The sequence below is a fragment of the Novispirillum itersonii genome (assembly GCF_014205675.1).
Lineage (GTDB): Bacteria > Pseudomonadota > Alphaproteobacteria > Rhodospirillales > Rhodospirillaceae > Novispirillum > Novispirillum itersonii_A.
The window spans coordinates 61358-76853 of sequence record NZ_JACIIX010000018.1 but is presented as its reverse complement, the minus strand read 5'-3'; the positions used below and the strand labels follow the sequence as shown (position 1 = coordinate 76853).

Below are 15496 nucleotides of genomic sequence, written 5' to 3'. Positions count from 1 at the left end.
CGATGACATGACCGAAGCATTATCGCCGGGGCTGATGGCGTTTGCGGTGGGCATGCAGGACCGTCCGGTGGTGCCTGATGGCTGGGACATGGTGCTTAACCTGTCCCAGCCGGCAGTCCGGTCGCTGGTCTGGCGTAATTGGGACGGGGCGATGGGTGCGGGCGACCGGGATCGCCCGCTGCTCTGGGTCGCACCGGGCGAGGTGGAGGGCCAGCATGACATTGTTGTCGTCCGGTCCGCGCTGCCCCGCCCGGCGGTCCGCCTGAATCCGGAGAACCACGCGGTGGATCTGCACTTTGGCATCGATACCGGCACCCTGCGGGTCGGCAAGGTGTCTGCGGCACTGCTGCGGGGGATGCCGGACCGGCGGGCGCTGGTGGACCATGATGCTGTTGCGTGGGCGGCACCGGTTGCCATTACACCGCAGGATCCGTTGCAACTTACCGGGTCTTTGCCGGTCACCGCCGGGCTTGTGACCGGCGCTGGCCCTGACTCTGGGGCCGGGGGCCGTGGCTTTTCGATCGGTCTTGCCCTGACCGATCCGCCGTTTGTCCTGTCAGGGATGCAGAACGGTCTGCTGAGTGATGCGCTGAACCAGCCCCTGCAAGGGTGGGTGGCGGCGCAGCACCTCAGCGGCCAGATCGGGATGATTGCCCTTCCGGATGGGCGCGGCCCGACCGTGCTGACCCCGACCACGGTTTCCGCCCGTGTTGCCACCGCATCCGACGGGCAGCCGGTGTTGCAGATTCTGACCGGTGCCTCTTTCGGTGCCGCAGTTCCGGCGATGGGGGCCCCGGCACCCAGCCCCGACGCCCACGATTTCAGCCTGATGGTCAGTTCCAAGGCCACCATGGCAATGATCGCCAGCGGTTACAATCTTGGGCGCGGTGTTGTCAAGCTGGTGTCGGTGCCACCGGAGGACGGGCAACCGCACTGGTTCGCGCAGGTCCATCAGCCGATGGTCTTCGAGGGGCGTTTCGGCAACCAGAACGGCGAGATCTATCTGACCGACCGCGCCAGTTTCACCATGGGCTTCGGTGGTTCGACCGATACAGGGCTGACCCTGTTCACCCGGACGGATCCGGCGTCAACGGTGCGGCTGGAGCTGGACCTTGCGGCACAGTATCCGGTTGCCATCAGCGGCATTGGGGAAGGACAGGTGGTCGGGCTGCGGGATGGATCGCAGTCGGTGACCGGGGATGGCTTCTACGAAGCGATCGTCAAGCCGCAGTTGGAGGCGTTCCTCTACGGTGACATCCGGACCGATATGGCGCAGGTGCGGATGACCGCCCTCAGCGATCTGGTGCTGAAGGATCTGACACTGTCCGGGCATGGTCTGCTGTTTGAAACCGCAGCCCTGCCTGCAGAACTTCTGGTGACCGGGCGCCTGATCCCCACCGCCTGAGGTTTCTCCCCCTTCCGGACCGCCCCCTTCCGGACCGCTCTGTGCCAGCAAAGACTTTTGACAGGAAAGACGTTACGGATGTCCAACAGCCCGACGCTCGCGTATCTTCTGGGTCAGATGGCACAGGACAAGGAAGTGCTGAACGGCTGGGATGCCGTGCTGAACGTCCTCGAAAGCGCGGTTAACACCTTCTTCCAGAAGCAGTTCCAGAGCATGACGGCGGGAACCGGGCAGATGACGGTGGCGCAGGTGTTCTGCGGCCCGGCGGTGCCAAACCCGCATGGGGATTACTGTGTCGTCACCCAGTTTTCCTTTGTTCTGGGGCCGCCGCAGTTTGTTTTTACCGATGGTTCCAACACGGTCACGGTGACGCAGGCGATCGTGTCCGGCACCACCCGGTCGGGCACCATGCCGGTTGAGGACGGGTTTAAACCGTCATCCTGCGGCTGTACCCCGGGGGACAGCCGGGTCACCTGGGGGCCGGTTAAAACGGTCGATGTCGGCACCCGCCCGACGGTGACGGCCCGGGTCCCCCTGACCTCGGTGACCGGCCTGATCAATGCCACCACCCACACCATCGTGCTGGATTTTGCCAACGGGGCCTTCACCGCCACCAATGTGACGGTCGAGGGGGTGACCTCGGCGGAAATGTCTGACCAGATCCGTAACTGGTTTATGACCCATGGTGTCCGCTATCAGGTGGCTTCGCTGGACTGTGCGGGCCGGGGCTCCATCCCGTCCCTGACCCCGACCCAGTTCCAGTTGCGGGTGCTCCAGACAGGGTCGGGCAACATCATCGTGCAGATCCTGATCACCACAAACGGCAGACCGTCGCCGGGGTATCCGATTGTGCTGGAGCCGATCCCCACTGCCAACGGTTATACCTGCACGCTGATGATCAGTTCCCGGATTGTGTTCAGCGATATCCTGTGTGCCGGGTTCAACAGTGCAGGAAAACCCTTCAACCTTTATCCGCAGTCGATGTCCGCCGCCGCAGGCTATACCGCCTATATTGCGCCGCAGATGCATTTTGAGGGGTCTTTCTCGTATGGCAGCTGTTGCAGTCCGACGACGGTAACCTATTCCCTGTATCTTGGCGGAACCTATTCGGGCAGTGCTTACAGCGGGTTTTATCTGTATCAGTCGATCACGCCGAGCGGCAACGTGGGCAACACGATCACCGTGACCGGGCTGAACCCGGTCTCTCTTTCGGGCAGCGGGCCGTCTCAGGCAATCCGCATCACCCCGCTGCCGCCGACGGTGACGGTCACCGGCGGGGCCTCGGACACCATCAACAGCCGGTTGCAATCCATCCTCAATGATGATTTCGGGCCGGCGATGGCCGGGATTTCCTTCAGCCCGGTCACTTATTTCGCCCTGCGCAATATCCTGTTTCCCAGCAGCATGATCGCCATGCGGATTGTGGAGGTGCCGACCGACATGGTGATCGTCGGCACCTTTCAGCCCAACTGACCGGTGGCAGAATGAGACCTGAAACTCTATCAACGCTCTCGGCGGATCCGGTGGCGGAAACGGCAGGGGGCCTGCTGCTGGGGGATCCGGTCGATCTCTGGGCCGGGCTGAAACCGCTGTTCCCGGACTGGGGGAGCCCGTGGGGGCAACCGCCGGGCAGACTGCTGCGCCCGGAAACACCGGAGATCCCGTCAGGGGAGCCGGTCCTGTGGGATGAACCGATCCTGTCCTTCCACGACAGCGTCCCCGGCCTTCTCAGCCACCTGTTCGACTATACGGTCACCCCGATGGTCCGGCTGGACGGACCGCAGGAGGTGACGGCAGGGGCGCTGATGGCCGGGCAATCCCTTGCCGGGCTGGAGGAGCGCCTGACCTTTCCGCTGTCAGAGCGGCGGGAGGGTGGGCCGGACGTGGCCTATCTGCTGGTGCGTCTTCAGGGGCAGCGCGGGACCCGGTACTACACTCCGGACTGGCAGGGACTGAACCGCAAGCTGCGGATCCTGCATTGGCTGACCCCGGAAGGGCGCCACGCTCTGGCCCGGCTGCGATTGCGGGGAATGCGCCATGAGGGGGTGGAGTTTTTCGGCGATATCACCGTCCGGCTGGCGAACCGCTATCTGGGCATGTTTGAGGATTTTGGAACGCATGTCGTGCGCTCGATCCGCTACGGAGCCTGCCTGTTTCAGGTTTTCGAGGTTGCGGCCAAGGCGGTACCGGTGGTCCGGGAGGCGATTGTCGGCGACAGCGGATCCTGTCTGGTGCGCGGTCCTGCGGCCTTCGGGCTGTCGCATTTCACCCGGTCGCCGTGGGTGACGCGGGGCAGCCCGATCCTGTCGGTCGGGGACTGTTCCGGGGCGCAGGCGGTGACGCAGGATCCCCTCTGGCGGGATGGCAGCGGGCCTGCCTGTCTGCTGTCATCCCGGGCGAGGGCGCTGCCGGACCGGACGGCGGTGCTGGACCGGATGGTGGCCTGTAGCCCGGTTGCGGTCAGTTTTTCCTGTCAGGCTCTCTCGCTGGAGGATTTTCGCGCCGATGTCTGGACCCGGATCATGCGGGCGGGGCTGTGTCAGCGCTTTCCCGGAATCCGCCTGTCCGGCTGGCGGCAGCGGAACGCTTTTTCTCTTCCGGCGTTTCTCGCCAGCGCCGGGTTGACCGGGGAGGACGCCCTGTGTAAAGGGCCGGGTCCGGTGGTCGCCGAGGTGACCTTCGTTCTGGATCTGCGGCGTTCCGCCCCCCTGCGCGGCCATGCCTCTGCCCCGTTAGCGCTTCCGGAGGCTGGCTGTCTGGCCCTGTTTGCGGTAACGGATCCGGCCAGCGGTGAGGCCGCCGAAGACCGGATTGGGGCTGCGGCCTTTGATCCGGCAACAGTCACGGTGCCGTTTGTGGACGGGGCTTTGTGCCTGACCACCGCCCGGGGGGACAGAATCTGTCTGACAGAAGGGGTGTGGCTGGGGCCGCAGGAAGACGGCAGGCCGGGGATTATCGGGGATCCGGCCCGCTGTGACGGGGAAATGCTGAACCGCCATGCCGGTCTGTTGACGGGGTATCTGCATCTGATCGGGGTGTTGCAGGGCGGCGGCGGGCCAGCGGCGGCCGATCCGGTGATGCGGCGGTGTGCGGCGTGGCTGGCGGAGGTGACGACAGGACAGGAGGGGCTGACCGGTTTGCGATGGCAGGCCCTGCGGCAGGCCCGGGGCTGTCGGGCACTGTCTGCCGTCCCGGCTCCGGTCCGGGAGCGGATCCCGGTGGCGTCTTTGGTTCCTTTGCTCCGGGTGTGCCGGGATGTATTGGCCCTGCATCCCGCCAGCACCGACTGTGCGGCGGCCCTGCATGCCGCAGAGCAGGCGTTGCATGCGGTTTACAGCCATTGGCCCGATATCCCGGATCCCGATGGGCTGGACCGGCGGTGTCTTACCGCCTGCGAGGCAGTGGAGCAGCAGTTTGCCGCCTTGGCGGCCCTGCCTGACCTGCCGGAGCAGGTGACAGGTCTGTTCTCCGCCGGGGCCGCGCTGCGGCAGCCACCGGACCCCCGCCGGACGCCGCATGCCCTTGTTCCCGGCGAGGAACCCTTTGTCAGGCTGTGGAATGCCCTTCTGGGGGTCCGGGCACAGGTTGCCGACTGTCGGGCGCACATCGCTGCGGCGCGGGGGCAGATGGCAGAGGCGATTGCCCTGCTGGAACAGGAGGTTCTCGCCGGTTGGGAGTGTCCTGCCGATCCGGCCGGGGAGTTTTTGGCGGCACTCGAAGCCCTGTCGGAAACCCTTCCCGGGATCAGCAGGGCTGACCGGGACAGGCTGTGCGCCGGGATCGGGGCGATCATGGCGTTGGGCGGCCCGGTCCGTGTTCTGGCCGGGGCCGCAGCCAGTCACCCGGAAAGACTGGACGGGCTGGGGCTGCAAATGCGCAGGCTGCTGGTCATTTTAGGGGCTTTGCAGGCCTGCCGGACCGCCGGTCTCGCCCTGCCACCGGTGGAGAGCCTGACGCCTGCTGTGCTGATGGCCCATGTCGGTCTGGCCCTGACGGCGCTGGAGCCGTTTCGGGTGGGCCGGACAGACGATTAAGGCTTTGCCCCAGAATCCTCTTACGGCTTTGTCACCCGGAAGGCGAGGGTGGCGTAATGGCCGCCGAAGGCGAAGGAGTTGGACAGGGCAATATCGGTATCCATCGGCACAGTCTGGCCACTGTAGGGGGCGGTCGGTTGCGGCCCGGTCTGCGGGTCTGCCGTGACGGCGGTTGGGTCGATCGTCCACGGGGACTGTTGGCGGCACAGGGCGAGAATGGTCGCTGCCGCCTCAACCGCGCTTCCGGCCCCCATGCAATGGCCAAGGGCGGCTTTGCAGGCACTGACCCGGATGGCCGGAGCATGGGGCCCGAAGACGGCCCTGATGGCATCGCTTTCAAGAGAGTCGTTGAGCTCGGTTGCGGTGCCGTGTGCATTGATGTGGCCGACCGCAGCCGGATCCAGACCGGCATCTTCCAGCGCGGCCCGCATGGCCCCGACCATCCCCCGCAGGGTTGGTTTGGTCAGTGTCGGGGTGTCCGTCACCGCCCCGGCCCCACAGATTTCGGCCAGAGGGGTGGCCCCGCGTGCGATGGCGTGATCTTCCCGTTCCAGAATCAGGACGGTGGCCGCCTCGCCGATCACGAAGCCGCTCCGGTCCGGGGCAAAGGGTTTCATGATTCCGGCGGTGGGGTCGGTGGCGGCACTCATGATTGCCAGCGCATCCCAGGCGGTGAACAGGGCCGAGGTCGGGAAGGCATCCGCGCCCCCGGCAAGGCACACGTCCATCTCGCCCCAGCGCACCGCCTGAACCGCCTGTGCAATAGCATGGGCGGAGGCAGCACAGGCAGTAACATGGGCCTGTGATCCCCGCTGAAGGCGGTAGCGTGCGCACAGGGCGGCAGTCGGGCCGTTCAGCATCATCTTCAGAATGGTGGTCGGGCGCAGCCGCTGGTTTTCCGAGGCCCGCAGCACGGCGTCCTGAATGGCATCACCGGGGCCGAAGGCGGTGCCCATCATCACCCCGGCGGTCGGGCCGATCTCCGCCGGGTCAAGCCCGGCCTGAGCCAGAGCCTCATCGGCGGCGGCCAGCGCCATCAGGCTGACGCGGTCATAGGCGTGGCGCTCGGCTTTCTGGATCAGGGCCTGCCCGTCAAAGGCGGGCAGCTCGGCCCCGAAATGGCAGGTCAGGGCACGGGTGTCGAGACTTTCAATCCGGCGGATGGCAGTGCGGCCGGAAAACAGTCCGTCCTCAAGGGCGGCCAGACCATTCCCGAAACCGGACAGCACGCCGATGCCGGTGACCACGACGCGGGCCGGAACACGGGCGGTTCTCTGCGGGGCGTTATCCATCGGCGTCGGCCGGGGCTGCGCTTCCGGTCCTGGCGTCAGGAGACGCGGAGGCAGCGGTCTGGTCCCGGTGTTTCAGAATTAGCTCTTCAGTCAGGCGCAGGACCTCGCCCAGATTCTGGATCTGGGTCCGTTTTTTCTGCATCTCGAATATAACCGGGGCGTCATATTTTTCCTCAACCTCGAACATGATCTCGACGAAATCGAGAGAGTCGATGTTGAGGTCTTCCAGCGTTTTGTAATCCTGTAGCTCCTCCGGATCGACTTCCAGAAACTCAGCCATGATGGCCAGGAGTTCGCTTTTCATGAAGGGGTACCTCAAAAGCGGCCAGAGGGAGGGCGGGGCAGGATGGAATTTAGCGTAGAATTTTTTAGATAAATACACCCTATAGGTGCCGTTCGGCCTTGGCAAGGGTCTGTCGGGCAGCCTCCACGAGGCTTGCGGCAAGGCTGGCCAACGTCTGCCCGCCGATCAGCGCCGTTATCGGCACCGAAACCCCGATGTCGCTGTCGATCCGCTGCTGGAGCTGGACGGCCCCGAGAGAGTCCAGCCCCAGACGGCTCAAAGGGGCCTCCTTGGGCAGGTGTTCCGGCGCACAGCCCAGACTCTCGGCCAGCAGACTGCGCAGGTGGTCGGCCAGCAGCCGGGCCTGTTTCTCGGCTGGATGACCGAATAGATCCTCCCGCAGGGACCGTTGCCGCCTGACCGAGGCCCCGGCTGCGGCCAGCAGGCCTGCCATCCTGTCGGTGGCGGCTCCCCGGGGGTCGTACCGGCTCCAGCGGTCAATTTCAATCGCCCGTGACAGGCTGACCTGCGGCAGCCCGGAGGAGAGGGCCGCCCCCAGTCCGGCAAGGGCCATCGCCATCGGCATCGGCGGCAGGCCCACCGCCCGCAGGTGGGCTGCCACAGCCGGACCGGCAGCCATTCCCGCACCGGAGATCGCCCCGAAATTGAGGCTGAGGGCAGGCAGACCGGCCTGATGCCGTGCCCACGCCAGACCGTCAAGGGCGGCATTGGCAGCGGCATAACTGGCCTGCCGGGGGGTGCCGACAAGGGCGCTTAACGACGAGGCCAGCACAAAATGCTCCAGCGGCAGATCAAGGCTTGCCCGGTGCAGGGCCATCGCCCCGCCCGCTTTGGGATCCACCACCGGACGGATGGTTTCGGCGGTCAGGTCGGCGGCAGGACGGTCAAGGGTTGCCCCGGCCCAGTGGAACACGCCTGCCAAAGGGGCCTGTCCGGTGGCGAGGCGCAGCAGAAGATCACGCACGGCGGCATCGTCGGTCAGATCCAGCGGCACGGTAATCAGCCCGGCTCCCAGCGCCGACAGGTCGCGGCGCAGTGGAGCAATGCTGGCCGGTGTGGGGTGTGACCGGCTGGTCAGCACAAGGGTTCCGGCCCCATGCCGGGCCAGCCACAGGGCCAGTTGCCGGCCAAATCCCCCCAAACCGCCGGTGATGAGGTAGCTTTTGCTCCGGCCAAACCGGGGAGGCGGTCTGTCTGCCAGAGACACCGGGTGCAGCCGGGGCAGAAGCCGCTGCCCCCGGCGAAAGGCGATCTCGCTGCTGGCGGTCCCGGCGGCAATGTTCCCGGCAACGGCAGCGTGCCATGCTTCGCCTGCCGTGACATCAATCAGGGTGGTGGCCGTCCCGGGGATTTCGTTGAAAAGAGTACGGCCGAGGCCCCACACCGCTGCCAGACCGGGCCGGACAGGAGGATCCTGCGGAGAGGTGGCGATGGCATTTTCTGTCACGAGATAGACCCGCCCCTGTGTTGGGGTGGAGCACAGGGTGATCAGGTCACTCAACTGCTTGGCGAGGGGCCCTTCGGGGGCGGTTCCGGTGGCAGAGCTCTGCGGGGTGTCGGCAACAATCATCACCGTGGCGTCGATGGCCGCCGGGCTGCTTCCGGCAGACCGGCTGTCTGCCGGTATGATTTCGACCCCGGAGGCGATCAGGGCCTGTGCCAGCCGATGGCGGTGGTTGTCCGGCCCGAGAAGGGCGACACGGCGGGGGACGGCCTGTGGATTGTCTTCGGGCGGGGTTTCCTGCCAGTCGGTGATCAGGCACAGGTCGGGGAGCGGTTCTTTCTTCGCCTGCGGGGTCAGGGGGCTGACGGTGATGTCCTGCATCTGGGCCAGACAGTGGCCCGAGTTATCAAACAGGTGTGCCGTAAAGCAGGGGCCGGAGTCCTCCGGCGGACCGAGCGTAACCCAGACCCAGAGGTGTTGCGGCAGTGGGGCATACAGGGTGTAGCGTCCAATGGATGTCGGAACCAGTGGGGTGCAGCCGGTGGTCAGGGCCAGTGCCGCCTGAAAGATGCCATCCAGCAGGCAGGGGGGCCATTGAGAGGCACTTTCCTGCAAAACCGGATGACCGACGGCCAGCCGGGCCAGAACCGCGCTGCCGTCGGCAGAGAGTGACAGGGCTTTAACCACCCGGAACGCGGGTCCGTGATCAATGCCCAAGGCCGCCAGCCGCGCCTGATGCTGATCGGGATCCAGCGGGAAGGGGGCAAGGGCAGCCAGTCCGGCGATGGGACGGGCCTCTGGTGGAGGCCCGGCGTCGGTGATGCGGGCCGACAGAACACGGACCGCCGAGGCTGGTGTGGTCGGCGTGTAGGCAAGGGTTTCGACGGCACCGTTCATGACCCGGCTATCCAGAACCTGCCCGATACGCCGGTTCAGCGGGACCGTGTTTTCAAAACGGATTTCGGCAAGACAGAGCGGCAAAGGCGTCTTCCGCCCGGTCTGGGCGGTCTGCGCCGCCGCCTCCAGCGCGGCGGTGCCGGGCAGGATCGACAGGCCTTCGATCCGGTGATCCCCGAGAAAGGCGAAAGCCTGCCGGTTGAGGTCAGCTATCCAGCTGTGGGGAATCACCGCAGGCTCTGCCCACGGGTTTGCCCCCGGAGTGCCGAGACGGTCCTGCGCCTGAACCTCCGCCTCGTGCCAGATCCGTTTCCGTTGCCAGACTGTGGGGGGGAGCGGGCAGACCCGGCCAGCCGGGGCGAGGCGCTGCCAGTCGAGGGTGCCGCCGCTGACATACACCTGAGTCAGGGCCGTGCGCAGGGCCTGTGCCTCCTCATCCTGCCCGGTCAGCGCCGGAAGAACGGTGATGTCATGGGCCTGCTCCCGTGCGGCTTTCCGGATCAGCCCGGTCAGCACCGGTCTGGCGCCAACTTCAAGGCAATGGGTTACACCCGTTGTCAGGGCCATTTCGAGGGCGGCGTGAAAATGAACCGGGTGCCGCACATTCTTCAGCCAGTAAGCGGCATCCATCCGGTCCGGCCCGACACCGGAGAGGGGGCCGGGGCTGACGCTTGACAGCAGGGTCCGGGCCGGGGGCAGGGGGCGGAGATCGGCCAGACGGTCCTTCAGCAGAGGTAGGATCGGGTCCATCGCCGCACTGTGATAGGCGATGTCAACCGGCAGGCGGCGGCAGGGGATCATCCGGGCGGCGAGGATCGTTTCCGCCTGTGCCAGTACCGCAGCGGATCCGGCAAAGGTGATGGACCGGGGGGCGTTGATGGCGGCGATTTCCAGTCCGGGCAGGGTGGCGCACAGGGTGTGCGCTTCATCGCGGTCGATGGCGGCGGCGACCATTCCTCCGGTGCCGGTCTGGCGGTCCTGAAGCTCCGACCGGGCCCAGCAGACCGAGACCGCCTGTTCCGGGGTCAGATGGCCGCTGCACAGGGCGGCGGCGACTTCTCCGGCGGAATGGCCGAGGCAGAGATCCGGGATCAGTCCATAGGCGGAGAGAACCTTGCTCAGGCCGACCTGAAGGGCAAACTGCACCGGCTGAAGGGGCCGGCACCGGTCCAGCGGGGCAGCGTCGGTGATCGCCTCGGCCAGAGAAAATCCGGACAGGGGGCGGAACAGGGCATCAAGCTCTTCCACGGTCTCGCGGAACACAGGCTCTGAGGTCCACAGGGAGTGCCCCATGCCGGGCCGGTGTGCGCCCATCCCGGAAAAGACGAACAGGATCCGCGAGCGGTCTCCGCCAGACCGGGGAGCGGTCTGGTCGCCGGTCATGGCCTGCCGGAGGGTTGCGGCAAGGGAGGCCGGTGTTTCGTCCGGGGTGACCCAGACGGCCCTGCGGACGGGCCGGTGACTCCGCCGTCGGCTGAGAGTGTAGTGGAGATCTCTGAGGGGCAGGCATCCGGCTTCGGCCTGCCCGGCAAGGGGCTCCAGCCACGCCGACAGGGCTTCCGGCGACTGGGCGGACAGTGGCAACAGCATCGGTTGGCTGTCCGGCGGAGGATCTGCATCCGGAGGGAGCTCTCCGGGGGGAGGGCCAAGGATCACATGGCCCATGCTGCCGCCATAACCAAAGGCATTGACGGCGACCCGTGCCCCGTGCAGGGGTTCCGGGGCGCAGGGCAGTCGCAGGGAAAGGGCGTCAAACGGGATATCCGGGTTGGGGTGCCCGACCAAAAGATGCGGCGGGATCCGGCCTTCCTGTAGGATCAGCAGGGCCTTGATCACCCCGGCGATGCCTGCCGCCGCCTCCAGATGGCCGATATTGGCCTTGACGGAGCCGATCGGCAGCGCGGCGCGGCGGGCCGTTCTGCCATATACCGCCCCGATGGCGTGGGCTTCGATCCGGTCCCCCTGCGCGGTGCCGGTGCCGTGGGCTTCCAGATAGCCGATATCATCAGGCGTCAGGCCGGATGCGGCCAGAACCCGGCGCATCAGGTCTTCCTGTGCGGTGCCGTTCGGCAGGGAGATCCCGGCTGTGCGCCCGCTATGGCCGGTCCCGATGGCTTCGATCACAGCCCGGACCGGATCGTGGTCAGACCGGGCATCGGTCAGCCGCTTCAGGATGACAATGCCGCAGCCTTCCCCCCCGGCCATAGCCGTCGGCCCGGTGCGAAAACGGTTTGGACCGGCCATCCGGTGCCAGCAGCCCGGCGGCTGACATGCCGATCTGATATTCCGGGCGGAGCATGAAGCTGACCCCGCCGACCACAGCCATCTGACAGGCCCCGGCCTGTAGATCGCGGACGGCAGCGTCAAGAGCGGTGAGGCTTGAGGCACAGGCAGTGTCAACGGTGAGGCTGGGGCCGCGCAGATCAAGCGCATAGGACAGCCGGTTCGCCAGCATGGTCAGGGTTGACCCCACGGCGGAAAAGCGCCCCAGCGCGCTGCGGGCCTGTGGCGAGAACTGATTCAGCAGGTGATCGGTGGTGAAGCCGCCGATATAGACCCCAACGGGCTGTGCTGACAGCGCTGCCGGATCAATCCCGGCATGCTCCAGTGCTTCCCAGGCCACTTCGAGAATAAGCCGCTGCTGTGGATCCAGACAGGCGATCTCGTCAGAGGGGAAGGAGAAGACATCCGGGTCAAAGCCCTGATAGTCATAATCCAGAAAAAAGCCGCGTCCGGTCGGTGTCTTTCCTGCGGCATGATCGCGCGTGCAATAGCGGTCTTTTGACCAGCGGTCGGCCGGAACGTCGGCACAGAAGCAGTCCCCAGCCAGAAGCTGTCCGAAAAAACCGAGCGGCGACAGCGCGTTGCCGGGGAATCGCCCCTGAAACCCGATAATGGCGATTTGTGACATGGCCCCGGACGTTATACGCGGAAAAGTTTATTATTCCACAATGACAATCGCGGTGGTGGGTGTCAATCCGGGGTGTTTTCATCCGGTTGGATGCCCGTAATCAGCGTCCAAGCCACAGGGGGGGGCTTCCGGCTGTCGGCCTCGAAGGCCCCATAAAAGATCCCCCTGTCAGGAGGCTGACAGGGGGATCCGGGGCTGTTGTTCTGGATCTGTCGTTAAAGACGGCTGGCCTCAGCGGGGCTTACGACCGTCCTGCACCATCGCCAGATTAACGTCAGAGGGCGGAACCGGCAGGCAGTTCACGTTTTTCTGTTTCAGGATCTTGCAGGCGGATTTGGCCTGCTGCTCGTTCTCGATACCGGTCAGGCGGGCGCGGTAGACCAGACCGTTGGCACCACTCATCGGGGTCACCAGAAGCTGAGCGCTGGCGATCTGGGAGCGGACAATCCCCATGGCGTTGGAGGCCTGCGTATGGGCGGCCGAGAAAGCGGTGAAAGCCCCGACCTGAATGGCCCAGTCGCCGACGGCACCGCGCTCCTGCTGGCGGGCCCACTGGGTGGCCACCTGCTTGCTTCCGCCGGTCTGCGGGGCGGTTGCCATCACGCGGTCCATTTCCGCCTTGGCGGTGGCAAGGGCCTTTTTATCCTTGCGGGCCTGAGCGTCCGCCACCTTCTTCTCGGCGGCGGCCCGCTTGGCAGCCAGAGCCTTCTCCCGCTTTTCCTCGGCGGCGGCAACCTGAGCCGCACGGCGTTCCTCAGCCGCTTTGGCCTTGGCGCTGCGGGTATCCACGGCGGCAGGCGGCGGGGCGGCAGAGGCCATCACGGCACCGCCACCTTCCCCGACCGAGGCAAAGGCATGGTCGAGCAGGGCCATCATCCGCTGGTCACGCCACGCGCCACTCTGGCCGCCCATGACGACGCCGACGAGGGAATGGCCACCCCGGCGGGCTGAGGTCGCAAGGTTAAAACCGGAGTCGCGGATATAACCGGTCTTCAGGCCATCGGCCCCCTTGTATTGCAGCAGAACCCGGTTATGGGTGCCGATGGTCTGCTTGCCATAGCGGAAGGAGCGGATGCTGAAATAGTCATAATACTGCGGAAAGTCGCGGCGCAGGGCGAGAGACAGCCGGGCCATATCGCGGGCGGTGGTCACCTGATTCGGATTTGGCAGGCCGGAGGCATTCTGAAATTCCGTGCTCGCCATCCCCAGTGCCCGGGCCTTGCGGGTCATCATCTGGGCAAAATTGGGTTCATTACTGCCAAGATGTTCGGCGATCACCACGGCGGCATCATTGGCGGAGCGGGTGATCAGGGCCTTGATGGCATCCTCAACAGCCAGCGTCCGTCCGGCGGGAACGCCCAGTTTGGTCGGGGCCTGACCGGCGGCATAGGTGGAAACCTGCATCCGGTCCTGAAGGCGGACCTTCCCCTTCTCCATGGCATCGAACAGCATGTAGAGGGTCATCATCTTGGTCAGCGAGGCCGGATAGGTCTGGGTATCGGCATTTTCCTGCTGGAGCACCGCGCCCGACTGGGCGTCAATGATGATTGAGGAATAGACGATGGCATGGGCCGCAGACGGTGACAGGGCTGTCAGGGCAAGGACGAGGACCGCGACCGCCCCGGCGAAGGCCGACGACAGGCCCGTATGGCGGGAATCCTTGCTGAGTCCGGTGAAAACGGTGCGGATGACAGGCAAAGTACTTCCCCCTGATTTGGCCGATCAGTGACAGGTTGCGGTTCCGTGCCCCAGTGTGGGCCGCAGCCGGAGGCATTTGCCCCGCTACGGTCATATTTGCCGGAAAATCCGTAAATACCGCTGTATTTACGGGCAGATCTGGCAAGCCACAGGCGACTCGTTGGTAACCTTAGGAAAACATTCATCCCCTGTCCACGGCGATAACGGGGGATGACGGCATGACAACAGGAAAATATGGATAATTCCTTACCCGCAGGGCCGAATGCCGCAGAAATGTGGAAACTTTGTGGCAGGAGCGGAGGAGAGAAAATGAAATGGTGCAATGCACAATAACGGGTGGGAGGGTCTGCGCTGCCGTGCTATGCTGCATTGCAGCAACCGTATTGGAATTGAGGAGGCTATGATGTCGGCTGTTTCCGGTGATTCATCCCTGTCCCGCTTTTTCCCGGTGTCTGCTGCCGGGCAGTGGAGTGGGGTCGGTCCTGTTCCGTCTCTGGTGCCGGTTCTGGCCGCTGAGGCTGAAGCGGCAGGCCGGGTGGTCCGTGTGGCGGCGGACGTCGCAAACCGGGGTCTTGATGTCTGGGTGGAGGTGTTCCGCTGCGGGGAAATCCTGACTGCAGCCACCCTTCAGGCCATGCGGGATTCTTTCCGTGCCTTGCAGGCCGGTATAACCGGAGCCCCGGCGGGGTCGGAGGCTGTCAGCCCGGGACTCTATCCGGTTGAACTGTGCTGGACGGTGGCAGAGGCCTCAGCGCTTCCCTATCGCGATGCTTTGGGAAGAATCTCCGTCAGGCTTGCACCGTCAGACTGAGGGGGCTGTGGGGCGAAAAATCCGCCGGTTTGGCAGGTTTTGACGGGCTTAAATCCCTATTGATAAAGTGGGATACTGTTGGAAAAATTTGTTAAAACAATTGGTTGACTGGTATAGTTCCTCTGGATCATGCCGATTTTCATGGTTCTGAGGAACTGCCCCCCCTCCCGCTCCGCAAAATTCCGGCCTATATTCGATTTCAAGGCCGGTTCGCTTCCTGTAAGGGGCCGGTTACAATGGGGAGGCCCAGACCGGGAAGACGGTGGGATCCGGAGGCGTCAGGCGGTTGCGCAGCGTTTCCGGGCCAGCGGGACCGGCGGGTCGTGACCCCCTAAACGGAGCCGACAGACCTCTCTATGAGTGACTTCGACCATCAGGATGACCATGGCACGGGAACCGGTGTGGCAACGCGGACCAGACCGAAAACCAAAAAGCCGTCCATGTACAAGGTATTGATGCTGAATGACGATTATACTCCCATGGAGTTTGTCGTTCATGTACTGGAGCGGTTTTTCAACAAAGACCGTGAGGAAGCCACCGAAATCATGCTGCATGTGCATCAGCGCGGCGTCGGGATCTGTGGGGTCTACACCTACGAGGTGGCCGAAACCAAGGTCACCCTGGTGATGGATCTGGCCCGGCAGCATCAGCATCCGCTGCAATGTACGCTGGAGCGTGAGTAAGGGGCGCGACAGATCCG

The 15496-nt window shown here is 65.0% G+C and carries 10 protein-coding genes; 5 read left to right on the top strand and 5 right to left on the bottom strand.

Going from position 1 to position 15496, the window contains the following annotated elements:
- Positions 1-7: 7 nt before the first annotated feature.
- The 3 genes from FHS48_RS18225 (at position 8) to FHS48_RS18215 (ending at position 5439) form a co-directional block, all read left to right on the top strand.
- A complete protein-coding gene (locus FHS48_RS18225; RefSeq protein WP_184265770.1) occupies positions 8-1405 on the top strand; it encodes a hypothetical protein in 1398 nt (465 codons plus the stop codon).
- A gap of 78 nt (positions 1406-1483) precedes the next feature.
- Positions 1484-2878, top strand: a complete 1395-nt coding sequence (locus FHS48_RS18220) for a hypothetical protein (RefSeq protein ID WP_184265767.1) — start codon at positions 1484-1486, stop codon at positions 2876-2878.
- An 11-nt stretch (positions 2879-2889) separates the two neighbouring features.
- A complete protein-coding gene (locus FHS48_RS18215) occupies positions 2890-5439 on the top strand; it encodes a hypothetical protein (protein ID WP_184265765.1) in 2550 nt (849 codons plus the stop codon).
- Between the two features lie 20 nt (positions 5440-5459).
- Here the strand turns inward: FHS48_RS18215 and FHS48_RS18210 are convergent, their stop codons facing one another.
- The 5 genes from FHS48_RS18210 to FHS48_RS18190 all read right to left on the bottom strand — a co-directional run bounded on the left by FHS48_RS18210 (position 5460) and on the right by FHS48_RS18190 (position 13985).
- The gene (locus tag FHS48_RS18210) at positions 5460-6731 is read right to left on the bottom strand and encodes a beta-ketoacyl-[acyl-carrier-protein] synthase family protein (protein ID WP_184265762.1); all 1272 of its coding nucleotides are present in this window, start codon (positions 6729-6731) and stop codon (positions 5460-5462) included.
- Positions 6724-7035: an acyl carrier protein gene (locus FHS48_RS18205; protein ID WP_184265760.1), complete on the bottom strand. Its 312-nt coding sequence runs from the start codon at positions 7033-7035 to the stop codon at positions 6724-6726. Before FHS48_RS18205 ends, FHS48_RS18210 begins: the two co-directional genes overlap by 8 nt.
- A 79-nt stretch (positions 7036-7114) precedes the next feature.
- Positions 7115-11581 carry a type I polyketide synthase gene (locus tag FHS48_RS18200; protein ID WP_184265757.1) on the bottom strand — a complete coding sequence of 1489 codons (4467 nt, stop codon included), beginning with the start codon at positions 11579-11581 and terminating at the stop codon, positions 7115-7117.
- Positions 11520-12287, bottom strand: a complete 768-nt coding sequence (locus FHS48_RS18195) for a beta-ketoacyl [acyl carrier protein] synthase domain-containing protein (RefSeq protein WP_184265754.1) — start codon at positions 12285-12287, stop codon at positions 11520-11522. Before FHS48_RS18195 ends, FHS48_RS18200 begins: the two co-directional genes overlap by 62 nt.
- Before the next feature lie 231 nt (positions 12288-12518).
- On the bottom strand, positions 12519-13985 hold the full coding sequence (locus FHS48_RS18190; RefSeq protein ID WP_184265750.1) for a D-alanyl-D-alanine carboxypeptidase family protein: 1467 nt from the start codon (positions 13983-13985) through the stop codon (positions 12519-12521).
- A gap of 403 nt (positions 13986-14388) precedes the next feature.
- Here FHS48_RS18190 and FHS48_RS18185 point away from each other — a divergent pair, with 403 nt between their 5' ends.
- Together FHS48_RS18185 and clpS are read left to right on the top strand one after the other, a co-directional pair.
- Positions 14389-14796 (top strand): hypothetical protein, encoded by a 408-nt coding sequence (locus FHS48_RS18185; protein ID WP_184265748.1) that lies wholly within the window; start codon positions 14389-14391, stop codon positions 14794-14796.
- A 356-nt stretch (positions 14797-15152) separates the two neighbouring features.
- Entirely contained in the window at positions 15153-15479 is a 327-nt protein-coding gene (clpS, locus tag FHS48_RS18180; protein ID WP_184265745.1) for an ATP-dependent Clp protease adapter ClpS, read from the top strand.
- Positions 15480-15496: the final 17 nt, after the last annotated feature.

What these genes read in the sequence shown, in the direction of transcription:
- FHS48_RS18225 (WP_184265770.1), top strand. Translation starts at nt 8, where the DNA reads ATGACCGAAGCATTATCGCCGGGGCTGATGGCGTTTGCGGTGGGCATG.
- FHS48_RS18220 (WP_184265767.1), top strand. Translation starts at nt 1,484, where the DNA reads ATGTCCAACAGCCCGACGCTCGCGTATCTTCTGGGTCAGATGGCACAG.
- FHS48_RS18215 (WP_184265765.1), top strand. Translation starts at nt 2,890, where the DNA reads ATGAGACCTGAAACTCTATCAACGCTCTCGGCGGATCCGGTGGCGGAA.
- FHS48_RS18210 (WP_184265762.1), bottom strand. Translation starts at nt 6,731, where the DNA reads ATGGATAACGCCCCGCAGAGAACCGCCCGTGTTCCGGCCCGCGTCGTG.
- FHS48_RS18205 (WP_184265760.1), bottom strand. Translation starts at nt 7,035, where the DNA reads ATGAAAAGCGAACTCCTGGCCATCATGGCTGAGTTTCTGGAAGTCGAT.
- FHS48_RS18200 (WP_184265757.1), bottom strand. Translation starts at nt 11,581, where the DNA reads ATGGCCGGGGGGGAAGGCTGCGGCATTGTCATCCTGAAGCGGCTGACC.
- FHS48_RS18195 (WP_184265754.1), bottom strand. Translation starts at nt 12,287, where the DNA reads ATGTCACAAATCGCCATTATCGGGTTTCAGGGGCGATTCCCCGGCAAC.
- FHS48_RS18185 (WP_184265748.1), top strand. Translation starts at nt 14,389, where the DNA reads ATGTCGGCTGTTTCCGGTGATTCATCCCTGTCCCGCTTTTTCCCGGTG.
- clpS (WP_184265745.1), top strand. Translation starts at nt 15,153, where the DNA reads ATGAGTGACTTCGACCATCAGGATGACCATGGCACGGGAACCGGTGTG.